The 14,744-nt window shown below is 66.0% G+C and carries 11 protein-coding genes; 7 read left to right on the top strand and 4 right to left on the bottom strand.

Annotation, left to right across the window (positions count from 1 at the left end):
- Window positions 1-64 precede the first annotated feature (64 nt).
- Complete coding sequence (locus R1L06_RS16745; RefSeq protein WP_132810597.1) at window positions 65-916, bottom strand: pirin family protein; 852 nt, start codon at window positions 914-916, stop codon at window positions 65-67.
- Between the two features lie 215 nt (window positions 917-1,131).
- On the opposite strand from R1L06_RS16745, the gene R1L06_RS16740 reads away from it, so the two are divergent.
- Both R1L06_RS16740 and R1L06_RS16735 read left to right on the top strand, forming a co-directional pair.
- Complete coding sequence (locus R1L06_RS16740; protein ID WP_032129857.1) at window positions 1,132-3,213, top strand: carbon starvation CstA family protein; 2,082 nt, start codon at window positions 1,132-1,134, stop codon at window positions 3,211-3,213.
- Entirely contained in the window at window positions 3,213-3,437 is a 225-nt protein-coding gene (locus tag R1L06_RS16735) for a YbdD/YjiX family protein (RefSeq protein ID WP_005410613.1), read from the top strand. The genes R1L06_RS16740 and R1L06_RS16735 overlap by 1 nt, the downstream gene beginning before the upstream one ends.
- 204 nt (window positions 3,438-3,641) lie before the next feature.
- On the opposite strand, the gene R1L06_RS16730 is transcribed toward R1L06_RS16735, so the two are convergent.
- The gene (locus R1L06_RS16730) at window positions 3,642-4,892 is read right to left on the bottom strand and encodes a DUF819 family protein (protein ID WP_049421249.1); all 1,251 of its coding nucleotides are present in this window, start codon (window positions 4,890-4,892) and stop codon (window positions 3,642-3,644) included.
- Between the two features lie 133 nt (window positions 4,893-5,025).
- Here R1L06_RS16730 and R1L06_RS16725 point away from each other — a divergent pair, with 133 nt between their 5' ends.
- Entirely contained in the window at window positions 5,026-5,415 is a 390-nt protein-coding gene (locus R1L06_RS16725; RefSeq protein WP_317218256.1) for a VOC family protein, read from the top strand.
- A 215-nt stretch (window positions 5,416-5,630) separates the two neighbouring features.
- Here R1L06_RS16725 and R1L06_RS16720 read toward each other — a convergent pair whose 3' ends face one another.
- Entirely contained in the window at window positions 5,631-6,917 is a 1,287-nt protein-coding gene (locus R1L06_RS16720) for a sensor histidine kinase (RefSeq protein ID WP_107431481.1), read from the bottom strand.
- The gene (locus R1L06_RS16715) at window positions 6,904-7,617 is read right to left on the bottom strand and encodes a response regulator transcription factor (RefSeq protein WP_049421248.1); all 714 of its coding nucleotides are present in this window, start codon (window positions 7,615-7,617) and stop codon (window positions 6,904-6,906) included. The genes R1L06_RS16720 and R1L06_RS16715 overlap by 14 nt, the downstream gene beginning before the upstream one ends.
- Window positions 7,618-7,747: 130 nt before the next feature.
- On the opposite strand from R1L06_RS16715, the gene R1L06_RS16710 reads away from it, so the two are divergent.
- From R1L06_RS16710 to R1L06_RS16695, 4 genes are all read left to right on the top strand, one after another.
- The gene (locus R1L06_RS16710; RefSeq protein ID WP_317218255.1) at window positions 7,748-9,451 is read left to right on the top strand and encodes an ArnT family glycosyltransferase; all 1,704 of its coding nucleotides are present in this window, start codon (window positions 7,748-7,750) and stop codon (window positions 9,449-9,451) included.
- 111 nt (window positions 9,452-9,562) lie between these two features.
- A complete protein-coding gene (locus R1L06_RS16705; protein ID WP_317218254.1) occupies window positions 9,563-10,330 on the top strand; it encodes a phosphatase PAP2 family protein in 768 nt (255 codons plus the stop codon).
- Complete coding sequence (locus tag R1L06_RS16700; RefSeq protein ID WP_317218253.1) at window positions 10,327-11,976, top strand: phosphoethanolamine transferase; 1,650 nt, start codon at window positions 10,327-10,329, stop codon at window positions 11,974-11,976. Before R1L06_RS16705 ends, R1L06_RS16700 begins: the two co-directional genes overlap by 4 nt.
- Before the next feature lie 706 nt (window positions 11,977-12,682).
- Window positions 12,683-14,647: a M2 family metallopeptidase gene (locus R1L06_RS16695; RefSeq protein ID WP_317218252.1), complete on the top strand. Its 1,965-nt coding sequence runs from the start codon at window positions 12,683-12,685 to the stop codon at window positions 14,645-14,647.
- Window positions 14,648-14,744: the final 97 nt, after the last annotated feature.

Raw genomic sequence — 14,744 nt, 5'->3', positions numbered from 1 at the left:
CCGCTGGCCGGCACCCCGATCCGCCTTTGTCCGAGGCTGCTGCCGGCCAGCGGCCGGCACTCCCTCAGAACTTGCCTTCCTGGAAATCGACGAAGGCCTGCATCAGTTCCTGCCGCGTGTTCATCACGAACGGCCCGTGGCGCATCACCGGTTCGCGCAGCGGACGGCCGGCCACCAGGATCAACCGCGCACCTTCGCTGCCGGCCGAGAGGTGCAACTGCTCGCCACCGCCCAGCACCGCCAGTTCCTGGCGTGCAACGTCGCGCGCGGCGTCCTGCTCACCCACGGTCATCGCACCTTCGAACACGTAGGCGAACGCGTTGTGCCCCTCCGGCAGCGCATAGGTCCAGGCCCGGTCGGGCGCCAGCGTGATGTCGAGGTAGAGCGGATCGGTGGCCGGCTGCACGATCGGGCCATCGGTGCCGTCCACGCTGCCGGCAATCACCTTCACCTCCACGCCCGGCTCCGGGTGCACCACGGGAATGCGCTCGGGTGCGAATTCCTGGTACTTCGGGTCGGTCATCTTCTCCTTCGCCGGCAGGTTCACCCACAGCTGGAACCCGCGCATCTGCCCGCTTTCCTGCTCGGGCATCTCCGAATGCACCAGGCCGCGGCCGGCGGTCATCCACTGCACGCTGCCCGGGGTCAGCAGGCCTTCGTTGCCGTGGTTGTCGCGATGCCGCATGCGTCCGTCGAGCATGTAGGTGACGGTCTCGAAACCACGGTGCGGGTGTTCCGGGAAGCCGGCGATGTAGTCTTCGGCACGGTCGGTACCGAACTCATCAAGCAGCAGGAACGGATCCAGGTCGGGCAGCGTCGGGCCGCCGATGACGCGGGTCAGGCGCACGCCGGCACCGTCGGAGGTGGGCATGCCACGGATGGTGCGCAGTACGCGGACCGGTTCGGGAAAGCTCATGGCGACTCCTGTTGGATGGATGCCACTGAACATGGACGCCACACGGCCGTAGGCCAATGGATGGCTCCGCAACCGATTGTTCCATCCCTGATGTTCGCTGCACGTCAGCGCAGCCGCCGTACGACCAAAGTACTACCGCTGATTCGTCCTGTGCCAATTGACCCTGTCGTGGGCAAGCAGGACTCTTTGTCTGTCTTTCCGGGAGAGAGCACCTCATGAAAGGGTTTTCCAAACTGGGCTGGGCGGTACTCGCTCTGCTCGGCGCGTTCTGTCTGGGTACCGTGGCGCTGCGCCGCGGCGAACACATCAATGCCCTGTGGATCGTCGTCGCGGCGGTGTCGCTGTACCTCGTCGCCTATCGCTTCTACAGCCTGTTCATCGCCAACAAGGTGATGCAGCTGGATCCGACCCGGGCCACCCCGGCGGTGATCAACAACGATGGCCTGGACTACGTCCCGACCAACAAACACGTGCTGTTCGGCCACCACTTCGCCGCCATTGCCGGCGCCGGCCCGCTGGTCGGCCCGGTGCTGGCCGCGCAGATGGGCTACCTGCCCGGCCTGCTGTGGCTGGTGGTGGGCGTGGTGTTGGCCGGCGCGGTGCAGGACTTCATGGTCCTGTTCCTGTCCAGCCGCCGCAATGGCCGCTCGCTGGGTGACCTGGTAAGAGAAGAGATGGGCCAGGTGCCCGGCACCATCGCGCTGTTCGGTGCGTTCCTGATCATGATCATCATCCTGGCAGTGCTGGCGATGGTGGTGGTCAAGGCGCTGGCCGAAAGCCCGTGGGGCATGTTCACGGTGATTGCGACGATGCCCATCGCGATCCTGATGGGCGTGTACATGCGCTACATCCGCCCCGGCAAGATCGGCGAGATCTCGGTGGTTGGCCTGATCCTGCTGCTCGCCGCGATCTGGTACGGCGGCAAGGTCGCCGCCGACCCGGTCTGGGGCCCGGCGTTCACCTTCACCGGCACCCAGATCACCTGGATGCTGATCGGCTACGGCTTCGTCGCCTCGGTGCTGCCGGTGTGGCTGCTGCTGGCCCCGCGTGATTACCTGTCGACCTTCCTCAAGATCGGCACCATCATCGCGCTGGCCATCGGCATCCTGGTGGTGATGCCGGAACTGAAGATGCCGGCGCTGACCCAGTTCGCCGCCAGCGGCGACGGCCCGGTGTGGAAGGGCGGCATGTTCCCGTTCCTGTTCATCACCATCGCCTGTGGTGCGGTCTCCGGCTTCCACGCGTTGATTTCCTCCGGCACCACGCCGAAGCTGCTGGCCAATGAAGCGCACATGCGCTACATCGGCTACGGCGGCATGCTGATGGAATCGTTCGTGGCGGTGATGGCGCTGGTGGCGGCCTCGATCATCGATCCGGGCATCTACTTCGCGATGAACAGCCCGGCGGCGGTGATCGGTGCCGATGCGGCCTCGGCCGCGCACTACATCACCAACACCTGGGGCTTCACCATCACCCCCGAGCAGCTGACCGCGACCGCGGCGGCCATTGGTGAACCCACCATCCTGCATCGTGCAGGTGGCGCGCCAACACTTGCGGTAGGCATCGCGCAGATCCTGCACGAAGCGATTCCCAGTGGCAGCGACGCGATGATGGCGTTCTGGTACCACTTCGCGATCCTGTTCGAAGCGCTGTTCATCCTCACCGCGGTGGACGCCGGTACCCGTGCGGGCCGCTTCATGCTGCAGGACCTGCTGGGCAACTTCGTGCCGGCCCTGAAGAAGACCGAATCGTGGACCGCCAACATCATCGGCACCGCGGGTTGCGTGGCGCTGTGGGGCTACCTGCTCTACACCGGCGTGGTGGATCCGTTCGGCGGCATCCAGACGCTGTGGCCGCTGTTCGGCATCTCCAACCAGATGCTGGCCGGTATCGCGCTGATGCTGGGCACGGTGGTGCTGTTCAAGATGAAGCGTGACCGCTATGCGTGGGTCACCGCGGTTCCGGCCATATGGCTGCTGATCTGCACCACCTACGCCGGCTTCATCAAGATCTTCGACAGCAACCCGGCACAGGGCTTCCTGGCCCAGGCGCACAAATTCCAGGCCGCGCTCGCCAGCGACACCATCACCGCACCGGCCAAGTCGGTGGCGCAGATGAAGCAGATCGTGGTCAACGCCTACGTCAACACCGGCCTGACCGCGCTGTTCCTGCTGGTGGTGGGCGCGGTGCTGGTGTATTCGATCAAGACCATCCTGGCGGCCCGCCGCAATCCGCAGCGCACTGACCGCGAGACCCCGTACGTGGCGCTGAAGCCGCATGAAATGGTGGATCTGTGATGAGTACCCAACTGGTTCCCGCCGGCCAGTACCAGGCGCACCGCCGCATCTGGCGGCGCCTGGTGCAGACCGCACGACTGTGCTGTGGCATTCCTGATTACGACAACTACGTCCGGCACATGCTGGAAAAACATCCGGACCAGGAGCCGATGGACTACAAGACGTTCTTCCGCGAGCGCCAGGAAGCGCGTTATGGCGGACGCAACGGTGGCCGCTGCTGTTGAGGGTCCGGTTCAACAGCGCTCGAGTGACGTTGAGTAGATCCACGCCATGCGTGGATGAAACCTGGCAGATGTCGAGTTGAGTCCGGGGTCAGATCCGTTTCCTCCGGGAAACAGATCTGACCCCTTCCTTGTTCATGGATACCCATGAAATGCATCCACGCATGGCGTGGATCTACGGAAGCATGACGCCAGGGCAGTCCGAACTCAGCCGGTGGCCATCCACTTCAGGATCAGGCCGGTGACGTAGGCCAGGCCCGTGCCGGTGGCATAACCCACCGTACCCAGCAGCACGCCCACCGGCGCCAGCGTCGGATGGAACGCCGCCGCCACCACAGGGGCCGAAGCGGCTGCGCCGATGTTGCCCTGCGAACCAATGGCGAAGAAGAACAGCGGCGCGCGCAGCAGCTTGGCCACCACCCACAGCACCAGCACGTGCGTGGCCATCCAGATCGCGCCGAGCAGGAACAGCCACGGCCGATCCAGCAGCGACAGCAGGTTCATCTGCATGCCGATGCAGGCGATCAGGAAGTACAGGAACACCGTGCCCAGCCGCGAAGCGCCAGCCGCTTCCAGCCGGCGGGCACGGGTGAAGCTCAGGCCCAGGCCCATCGCCGTGGACAGCAGGATCACCCAGACGAACTGGCTGTCGAGGCTGAACTGGCTGGCCCAGCTGACATTGGCCTTGAACCAGCCCGCCAGCGGCGCGGCGATGGCATGGGCCAGGCCGACGCCGCCCAGTGCCACGCCAACGATCACCATCAGGTCGGTCATGCTGGGAATGCGCGCGTTCTGCGCCTCGTAGGCACTGATGCGCGCCTTCATCTCGTCGATGGCACGGGTGTCGGCACCATTGCGGGTGTCGATCTGCTGTGCGCGGTTGGCCAGGAACAGCAGGATCGCCATCCACAGGCTGGCACAGGCCACGTCAACCACCGCGAACTGGCCGAAGGTGGTGGCATCGGTGCCGAACACCTCGCGCATGGCGACCATGTTGGCGCCGCCACCGATCCAGCTGCCGGCCAGCGCCGCCATGCCGGCCCAGGTATCACCGGCCACGGTTTCCGGATGGATCAGCTTCATCAGCTGGAACGAAACGATGGCGCCGAGCATGATGCCGGCGGTACCGGCACAGAACACGATCAGCAGTTTCGGGCCGAGCTTGATGACGCCTTTCAGGTCGATCGACAGGGTCAGCAGGACCAGCGCGGCCGGCAGCAGCACGTCACGCGCGACCGGGTTGTACAGCGAGGTGTTGTGGCCATCGATGACACCGGCGGTGTTGTAGACGGCGGGGATGAAATAGCACAGCAGCAGGGCCGGCACCCAGGCGAAGATCTTCTTCAGCAGCGGGGTTGGACCACTGGCGGCCCAGAAGATCAGGGCCAGGGTGGCGGCAATCAGGCCCAGTCCAACGATGTCGTTGCTGATCAGGGCAGTAGCGGGTTCGGTCGGCATGGGATCCTCTGTCGATCGAAAGAGCGGAGAAAAAAAAGCGCCGCATAAGGCGGCGCAGATCGAGATTAACATTGTCTTCACGCCCGGTCATGCTGCAGTGCCGACACCCCCCATCCCGTCAGGGAGCCCACTCATGCAGCTTGGTGCCTTTTCGGTCAGCCTCTCGGTGAAGGATCTCGCGGCCTCCCGTGCCTTCTACGAAGCCCTGGGCTTCTCGGTCACCGGCGGCGATCCGGCACAGAACTGGCTGGTGATGCGCAGCAACGGCACGGTGATCGGGCTGTTCCAGGGCATGTTCGAGGGCAACCTGCTGACCTTCAACCCCGGCTGGGACCAGCACAAGCAGGAACTGCCCCGCTTCCAGGATGTGCGTGGGCTGCAGGCAGAGCTGGATGCCAGGGGCATCGAACTGGCGGTCCGCACCGATCCTGATGGCCAGGGTACGGGCTATCTGCAGTTGGCCGATCCCGACGGCAACGTGATCCTGATCGACCAGCACGTGGCGCGACCGAACGGGCGTTGAGGCGGACAGCCATTGCCTGGGTGGGCGTCGACCTTGGTCGACGAACGGCATGCCAACCAAGGTTGGCATCTACCAGAGCACGGCCAGCCACCGCCAGGGCATGCCAACCAAGGTTGGCATCTACCAGAGCACGCCCAGCCACCGCCTGGGTAGGCGTCGACCTTGGTCGACGAACGGCATGCCAACCAAGGTTGGCATTTACACGAACGGCCGGATCAGCACGGTCGCGAGGCACTGAAATCGAGCGTGACACGCGTGCCACGCGGCTCGCAGGGCTGCAACTGCAGAGTCCAGCCCAGGTGCTCGCACAGCCGCGCGATCAGATCCAGTCCGATGCCGCCGCCACGATCGGCGCGTTCGCCACGGGCCATCCGCGCATGAATCGCCGCGATCTCTTCCGGGCTCATGCCATGTCCCGGGTCCTGCAGGGTCAGCACCGCCGATGAACTCAGGCGCAATTCGATGTGGCCACGGCCACTGTTCTCGATGGCGTTGCGCAGCAGGTTGCCGATCGCTGCCTGCACCACCGCCAGCGGCGCGACGATGTCCACCGGTGCGGCCTGGATGCCGATGCTCAGGTCCTTGTCGCCCAGCAGGTGGCGATGGTCGTCGACGATCTCCGGCAGCAGCTGGTCCAGCGCGATGCGCTCGGCACGCGCCGCCAGTCGCGCCGGATCACGCGCCAGCACCAGCAGCAGTTCGATCAGCTGCTCCACGCTCTGTGCGGTGCGCAGTACCCGTTGCATCTGCTGGCGCGCACGCTCGGGCAGGCCCGGTTGCTCCAGCGCCAGTTCGGCGGCACCGGTCATCACCGCAATCGGCGTGCGCAATTCGTGGCTGGCAGTGCTGATGAAGACCCGCTCGCGTTCGACGAACTGCTCGTTGCGGTCCAGGTAATCGTTCAGCGCATTGGCAATGGTGTGCAGCTCTGAGCTGCCGCGCGGGTCGACCTCGATGCGCTGCCCCTGCACGCCCGGCCTGAGCGCGGCGATGTGTTGTGCCAGCAGGCTCAGCGGACGCACCATCCGCTCCATGCCGAACGAGGCCATCAGCACGGTAACGAAGATCATGATCACCCCGGCCAGCATCACCCAGCGCGTGGCGAACTGTTCCAGGTCATGGAAGTCGGAGATGTCCAGTACCAGCGCGACCCGTCCCATCGACTGGGTTTCACGCACCATCACCGCCGTCTCGCGGCCCTTGACCATTACGCCGTCGTGCAGCCCTGGATGCAGGGTACGCAGGCTATCGGGAAGGTTGACCGCGTCGAAGCGGTACAGGCTCAGCGTGTCCGAATCCTGCCAGCGATAGTGCGGTTCGTGCTCGACATGCTCGACGATGCTGTCGAGCTCGGAGTTGAGCAGCGCGCGCCAGGCAGCATGCTCGGCGTGCTCGTGCACGTAGTTGCCGACGCTGAACACCGCGATCGACAGCAGCGCCAGATAGCCCAGCAACCACCACACCACGCGCCGGTACAACGGCCCCGGCTTACGCGCCCTCATCAGCATTCCTGCCGGCGTCGGCACCCTCCACTACCGCCAACCGGTAACCCACGCGCGGCAGGGTGTGGATCAGCTTCTCGGCAAACGGACCGTCAACGCTGCGACGCAACTCGTAGACATGCGAACGCAGCAGGTCGCCATCCGGCGGCTCGTCACCCCACAGGGCGAACTCCAGCTGCTGTCGCGTCACCGCACCCGGGCTGGCCCGCATCAGCACTTCCAGCAGTTTGCGGCAGGCCGGGTACAGGTGCAGCACCAGGCCCTCACGCTGGGCCTCCAGCGTCGCCAGGTCCAGCACCAGATCGCCCACCTGCAGGCGCTTGCGCGGGTTGCGGCCCTGCGCACGCAGCAGCAGCGCTTCCAGCCGCACCTCCAGCTCGGGCAGGGCAAACGGCTTGGTCAGGTAGTCGTCGGCACCGGCGCGGAAACCGGCGATCTTGTCCGGCAGTTCATCGCGCGCGGTCAGCATGATCACCGGCACCTCCGACGCGTGCTCGGCACGCAGCCGGCGCAGCACTTCCGGTCCCTCCATGCGCGGCAGCATCCAGTCCAGGATCACCGCATCGTAGGGGTGGCTGCCGGCCAGGTGCAGGCCGGTGATGCCATCCGGGGCCACGTCCAGCACATGCCCGCGCGACTCGAAATAGTCGAACAGGTTGGCCACCAGCTGGCGGTTGTCCTCGATCACCAACAGACGCATGCACGAAACATCCACGGAAGTTCGTACCATGGTAGCGCCGCCCATGTCGGAATGCGGTCGTCCCGCCCCCTTCTGACGCTTTTCCCACCCCCGCCACCTCAGAATGGCCGTTTTGCTCCCGGAGCCTGCCGTGCCCGTAGCCCTGCCCCGCCGTTGGCGCCTGCCCCTGTTGTGGCTGCTGATCATTGCTGCATTGGCAGCGGGCATCGGCCTTCGGCAGCCGCAGCCACCGGACGAGCCGCGCTTCGTGCTGGCCGCGCGGACCATGGTCGAGAGCGGGCAATGGCTGCTGCCGCATCGTGGCAGCGAGCTGTATGCCGAGAAACCACCGGTGTTCATGTGGCTGCAGGCGGCCGCCTACGAGGTGGTCGGCAGCTGGCAATGGTCGTTCCTGCTGCCGTCATTGCTGGGCGCCCTGCTGAGTCTGTGGCTGGTGTCGGATCTGGCACGGCGGCTGTGGTCGCCGCGGCATTCCATCTATGCCCTCGCGGCGCTGTTCTGCACCCTGCAGTTCGGGCTGATGGCCAAGCGTGCGCAGATCGACATGGTGCTGGTGGGGATGACCACCGTCGCCCTGTGGGGCTTGATGCGGCACCTGTGCGAACGTCGCAACCTGCCCGCGCTGTGGCTGGCCGGTTTCGCCGCCGGCCTCGGCACGGTGACCAAGGGCGTGGGTTTCCTGCCGCTGCTGCTGGTGCTGCCCTGGTTCGGCTGGTGGCTGTACCAGCGCCGTCGCGGGCACCGTGTGGAGGGTCCGCACCCGGCAACGCTGCTGTGGTTGATCCCGGCGTTCCTGCTGGGCGTGGGCGTGTGGCTGGCGCCGCTGGGCTGGGCCCTGCTGCATACGCCCAGCGCCGAACTGCAGGCCTACGCGCACGAGCTGTTGTTCAAGCAGACCGGCACCCGCTACGCCAATGCCTGGCACCACCGGCAGCCGGCCTGGTACTACCTGCAGGTGATCCTGACCCTGTGGCTGCCGGGCAGCCTGCTGCTGCCGATGCTGTTCAAGCCCTGGTGGCGCCGCATCCGTCGTGGCAATCGCCGCCAGTGGCTGCTGCTGGGCTGGGCCGTACTGGTACTGGTGTTCTTCAGTGCCAGCCCGGGCAAGCGCGAGGTGTACCTGCTGCCGATGCTGCCGGCGATGGCACTGGCCGTGGCGCCACTGCTGCCCGGCCTGCTGCGCCGCGTGTGCGTGCGCCGCTACCTGTTCGGCTACAGCGTGGTGCTGATGCTGGCCACCGGCGTACTCGGCGTGATGCTGATGACCGAGCACCCATGGGCGTTGGCGCAACTGCAACGCCGCGCCATGCCCGAGACCTTGCTGCCGGTGCTGGGCGATGGCCTGCTGACCTTCGCCATTGCCCTGGCCACGCTGATCGTGTGGCTGCGGGTACGCCGTGCCGCGACGCTGGTACTGCTGACCCACGGCATGCTGTGGATGCTCTACGGCCTGGTGCTGATGCCTGCCCTGGACCCCTTCGCTTCGGCGTCGGCACTCATGCGCCGGGTGGGCGCGCGGATCGGACCCGACGCCGAACTGGCGCTGGTGGCCTGGCGCGAGCAGAACCTGTTGCAGGCCGACCGGCCGGTGCGCGAGTTCGGCTTCAAGCGGCCCTGGGCCGAGCAGTGGCACGACGCCGGCCCGTGGCTGGCCGAGGCACCGGACAAGCGCTGGCTGCTGGTGCTGGACGATGCGATGAGCCCGTGCGTGGACCCGGGCAAGGTGATCGATATCGGTATTGCCAACAGGAATCGCTGGCAACTGCTTCCCGGTACCGCGTGGGACGCGGAATGCCACGCCGAACGGGCCGGCGCGACCGCTGAAGAAGACTGAATGCTGACACGTGCCGGGCAAGCATTAACCCGGCACGAACGAGCGTCCGACCCTTCTCCGACATCCAGGTGACGAGCATGGCCGCGGATTCCCGACCCGCCCTTTCCCAGCATGCCCGTCCGTCCCCTTGATTCGGTAGCGCCGCTTGCGACATCGCCACTGGCGTCAAAATTCGCCGTAACTCACCTCTGGCTGCCTGTCGCAATCGGTCTGCCCGTGTTTACGCTGCTGATGGGTTTCGGCGGCGACCAATGGGTGGCCGATCACCTGTTCCGCCTTGAGGGTGGCCATTGGGCGCTACAGGACGCCTGGGTCACCCGCACGGTGGTGCACAAGGCCGGCAAGTGGCTGAGCACGACTGCTGCGCTCGTGGCGATCCTGCTGTGCTTCCACCACTGGCGTAAGGGTCGCGATCGCACCCTGCGGTGGGCGCTGCTTTATGTCGTGATTGCCATGGCCCTGGGCACCGGTGTGATCTCCCTGCTGAAGTCGCTGGTGCCGATGGAATGCCCCTGGGACCTGCTGCGCTACGGCGGCCACCAGCCGTTCATCGGGCTTTTCACGGCACGCCCCGCAGGCATGGCCGCGCAGGCCTGCTTCCCGGCCGGCCACGCCAGCGCAGGTTATGCATGGTTGTCCCTGTACTTTTTCGCCTTGCTGTGGCGCCCTTCATGGCGCTGGGCCGGGTTATGGATCGGCCTTGGCACCGGCCTGGTATTCGGCGTCGGCCAGCAACTGCGGGGCGCGCATTTCCTTTCGCATGACGTTGCTACTGCGTTGATCTGCTGGCTGCTTTCGCTGGGCCTGTATCTGATCGTCAAACGCGTCCTGGCCCGCCGTCAGCTGGACCGTCCCCACCGCCAGGAGGCAAACGCATGAGTGCATCGGTCCAACGCCCCGCCCGCCTTCCCGCGTTGGCGAACCTTCGCCGCTGGCGGCCGCAGCTGTCCACCGAAGCACTGATCGCACTGACCAGCCTGTTCTTCGCAGTGGCCGGCAACGGCCTGTTCTGGCACAGCGCGATGGCCAGCCATCCGGGCAGCCTGCGCTACGCGCTGTCGCTGCTGCTGTTGCTGCTCGGTGCGCACGGCGTGCTGCTGGGTATCCTGGTCTGGCGCTGGAACGCCAAGGTGGTGATCAGCCTGTTGCTGCTGGTGACCGCATTCGCTGCGCATTACATGAGCCGTTACCACATCTACCTGGATGCGGACATGCTGCGCAACGTGCTGGCGACCGATCCCAAGGAAAGCCGCGAGCTGATGACCGTGTCGCTGCTGTGGCCGGTGTTGTTGCTGGCAGTGCTGCCGATGGCGGTGCTGTGGCGCGTGCAGCTGCGCCGCCGCAGCTGGGGCCGCAGCCTGCTCTGGCGCGTCGGCTTCCTGGTCGTGGCGGCAGTGACCGCGGTGGGCGGCGCATTGATCTCGTTCCAGGATGTCTCGGCACTGATGCGCAACCAGCGCGAAGTGCGTTACCTCGCCACCCCGGCCAATGTGCTGCTGGGCATGCCGCGTGCACTGCGTGGCGACAACCCGGTGCAGCGCGCACCGAAGTTGCCGATCGGTACCGATGCCAAGGCCACCCCGCGCGCCCCTGCCAGCAAACCGCGCCTGCTGGTGATCGTCATGGGCGAGACCGTGCGCGCGCAGAACTGGGGCCTCAACGGTGGCCGCAACACCACCCCGGAACTGGCCCAGGCCAGTGTGGTCAATTTCCCGGACATGCATTCGTGCGGCACCAGCACCGAGGTTTCGCTGCCGTGCCTGTTCTCGCCATGGGGCAGGCACGACTACGACGAGAAGAAGATCCGCGCGCACCAGTCGTTGCTGCACGTATTGAACCGTGCCGGTATTACGCCGCTGTGGCGTGACAACCAGTCCGGCTGCAAGGGCGTGTGCGAAGGCCTGGACTTCCAGTCATTGTCCGATGCGACCACCCCGGGCCTGTGCGCTGACGGCCGCTGCATGGACGAAATCCTGCTGCAGGACCTGGCCACCCAGGTACGTGCAAAGCCGGGCGACCGCGTTGTGGTGCTGCATCAGCTGGGCAACCACGGCCCGGCCTACTTCGAGCGCTACCCGCCCGCGTTCCGCCGCTTCACCCCCACCTGCGATACTCGCGACATCGGCCGCTGCTCGCGCGAAGAGATCACCAACAGTTACGACAACGCCGTGCTGTACACCGATCACTTCCTGACCAAGACCATCGGCACGCTGCAGGGCATGCAGGACTACGACACGGCGATGATCTACCTGTCCGACCACGGCGAGTCGCTGGGCGAGAAGGGCCTGTTCCTGCATGGCGTGCCCTACGCCATCGCGCCGGCCGAGCAGACCCGGGTACCGATGACGATGTGGTTCTCGCAGGGCTTCGCCAGCAGCCGCGGGCTGGACCTGCAGTGCGTGCGCAAGCGTTCGGCGGCATACACCGACCATGACAACCTGTTCCCGTCGGTGCTGGGCCTGATGCAGGTGAAGACCTCGCTGTACGAGCGCGACCGCGACGTGTTCGCCAACTGCGAGGGTTGAGGGTTGTTCGGCAGGGCTTGCAGCCCTGCACCCGCAGAGGCAACGGCAACTTCAACGGCCGAAGCAACAGCAGAAGCGGGCTTCCTGAAGGTTGGCGGGGTGGGTCCGGTTGCGGGGACGCTGCAAGTCCCCCTCCGGGGCCCGGCCCAGCCGCTGGCGGCTGTGCGTTCGGGCGCTTGCGAAGCGGTGCTTCGCAAGCAAAGCGCCCTCACCCATGTAAGCTCGGTCGCCGCTTGCTCGTGTGCGCAGTCCTGCGCACACGGCAAGACCGGGGCTGGGCATCCTGCCCAACCCGCCCGAGGCATGCCTCGGGCCCATGCGGCTCACGCCCCGTCAACCGCACCCACCCCGCCTTCGACATTTTTCCGCGATCTGTTGGAACCTGCTGCTGATGGTGGGTGCCGACCGTTGGTCGGCGCTGGGGCGGATGTCGATATCTGATGGATTTCATCCACGCACGGCGTGGATCTACTGCCGTCACCGAATCGCGTCTGGGGGAGAGCCCCCTGAGTCAGGGGGCGGCCGCGAAGCGGCGGGGGTCTGGAAGCTGATAAGCGGGGCCCGCGTTTCGCGCAGCGAAGCGTGGGAGCGACGGTGCGCATGCGATGTCGCGGTCCCAGGGCGCCGCCCGGCCGACTTCCGCCACTTGCGGTGGCGGCGACTGCCCACTAGCCTTCGGCCGTCGTTCACCACCCAAGGACCGCCCGTGAAACACCGTCATCTCCTGCTGGCCTCGGCAATCGCCGCCGCCACGCTGGCCCTGGCCGCCTGCAAGAAGGAAGCTGCCCCAGGCACCGATACCGCCAGCAGCAGCGCCCCGGCCGGCGAAACCGCCGACCAGTTCGTGGCCCGCATCAATACCGAGTTCAAGGCCGCCTACCCGGAGATGACCTCGGCGCAGTGGCTGTCCTCCACCTACATCAACAGTGATTCGGAACGCATCGCGGCCAAGGCCAACGAGCGCTCGCTGACCCAGCTCAACAGCTGGATCGAACAGGCCGCCAAGTTCGACGGCAAGCCGATGAGCGAGGACAGCAAGCGCGCGATCCACCTGCTGAAGCTGATGTCCTCGATGCCGGCACCGCGTGACCCTGCCAAGCTGGCCGAGCTGACCCAGATCGCCACCCGCATGGAAGGCAGCTACGGTGCCGGCAAGTACTGCACCGATGCCAACGATCCCAACTCCTGCCGCCAGCTGGGCGAGCTGGAGCAGGTGCTGGCACGCAGCCGCGACTACGACAAGCAGCTCGACGCCTGGCAGGGCTGGCACAGCACCACCAAGAGCATGCGCGGCGACTACCAGAAGTTCGTCGGCCTGGTGAATGAAGGCGCCAAGGGCATGGGTTTCACCGATGCCGGCCAGATGTGGCGCAGCGGCTACGACATGCCGCCGGAGCAGATCGGCCCGGAAACCGATCGCCTGTGGGAACAGGTCAAGCCGATGTACGAGCAGCTGCACTGCTACGCACGCGGCAAGCTGGACAAAACCTACGGCAAGGACAAGGCCGAAGTAGGCAACGGCCTGATCGCCGCGCACCTGCTGGGCAACATGTGGCAGCAGGACTGGTCGAATCTGTGGGACCAGCTGGAGCCGTATCCGGGTGCCGGCAGCCTGGACATCACTGCAGCGCTTGAAAAGCAGTACCAGACCAACCTGAGCGCGGCGCTGGCCAAGGCCGGCAAGGATGCCAACGTAGCGGCGCAGTACAAGGCACAGCGCGAGGCCGAACTGCGTACCGCCAGGCAGATGACCGAGCGCGCCCAGGACTTCTACGTGTCGCTGGGCATGCCGTCGCTGCCGCAGTCGTATTGGGAAAAGACCCAGTTCATCAAGCCCGACGATCGCGACGTGGTCTGCCACGCCAGCGCCTGGGACATGAACATGGAAGGCGACGTGCGCACCAAGATGTGCATCAAGCCGAACGAAGAGAACTTCACCACCATCTACCACGAGCTGGGCCACATCTATTACGACCTGGCCTACAACCCGCTGCCGCCGCTGTTCCAGGGCGGTGCCAACGATGGCTTCCATGAAGCGATCGGCGACACCATCGTGCTGGCGATGACGCCCAAGTACCTCAGCTCGATCGGCCTGGTTGATGCGCCGACCGAAAGCCGCGAAGCGGTCATCAACAACCAGATGCGCATGGCGCTGTCGGGCGTGTCGTTCCTGCCGTTCGGGCTGATGATCGACCGCTGGCGCTGGGGCGTGTTCGATGGCTCGATCACCGCCGACAACTACAACAAGGCGTGGTGGGACCTGAAGGCCAAGTACCAGGGCGTGGCGCCGGCCAGCACCCGTGGCGAAGAGTTCTTCGATCCGGGCGCGAAGTACCACGTGCCGGGCAACACCCCGTACACCCGCTACTTCCTGGCGCGCATCCTGCAGTTCCAGTTCTACAAGGGCCTGTGCGACGCGTCCGGCTACAAGGGCCCGCTGCATGAGTGCACCTTCTACGGCAACAAGGAAGCCGGCCAGAAGTACTGGGCGATGCTGAGCAAGGGTGCCAGCCAGCCGTGGCAGGCCACGCTGAAGGAGCTGACCGGTACCGACAAGCTCGATGCCGGCCCGATGATCGAGTACTTCACCCCGGTCAACGAGTGGCTGAAGCAGCAGAACGAAGGCCAGATGTGCGGCTGGCAGGCCAACGCGTCCCCGGCGGCGAAATGAGAAAAGGGCGGGTCCGCGAGGACCCGCCCCTTTCCGGTAGAGCCGGCCGCTGGCCGGCAACTGCACGGTGGACATCTGTCTGGCAGCCGGCCAGCGG

Origin of the sequence: Stenotrophomonas mexicanensis, from assembly GCF_032911605.1 — a bacterium.
In the GTDB taxonomy this organism is placed as follows: Bacteria; Pseudomonadota; Gammaproteobacteria; order Xanthomonadales; family Xanthomonadaceae; genus Stenotrophomonas; species Stenotrophomonas maltophilia_A.
This window is presented reverse-complemented; position numbering and strand designations above follow the sequence as displayed.

Coding starts and splice junctions, on each gene's coding strand:
- R1L06_RS16740 (WP_032129857.1), top strand. CDS start 1,132: ATGAAAGGGTTTTCCAAACTGGGCTGGGCGGTACTCGCTCTGCTCGGC.
- R1L06_RS16700 (WP_317218253.1), top strand. CDS start 10,327: ATGAGTGCATCGGTCCAACGCCCCGCCCGCCTTCCCGCGTTGGCGAAC.
- R1L06_RS16725 (WP_317218256.1), top strand. CDS start 5,026: ATGCAGCTTGGTGCCTTTTCGGTCAGCCTCTCGGTGAAGGATCTCGCG.
- R1L06_RS16735 (WP_005410613.1), top strand. CDS start 3,213: ATGAGTACCCAACTGGTTCCCGCCGGCCAGTACCAGGCGCACCGCCGC.
- R1L06_RS16745 (WP_132810597.1), bottom strand. CDS start 916: ATGAGCTTTCCCGAACCGGTCCGCGTACTGCGCACCATCCGTGGCATG.
- R1L06_RS16720 (WP_107431481.1), bottom strand. CDS start 6,917: ATGAGGGCGCGTAAGCCGGGGCCGTTGTACCGGCGCGTGGTGTGGTGG.
- R1L06_RS16715 (WP_049421248.1), bottom strand. CDS start 7,617: ATGCGTCTGTTGGTGATCGAGGACAACCGCCAGCTGGTGGCCAACCTG.
- R1L06_RS16730 (WP_049421249.1), bottom strand. CDS start 4,892: ATGCCGACCGAACCCGCTACTGCCCTGATCAGCAACGACATCGTTGGA.
- R1L06_RS16705 (WP_317218254.1), top strand. CDS start 9,563: ATGCCCGTCCGTCCCCTTGATTCGGTAGCGCCGCTTGCGACATCGCCA.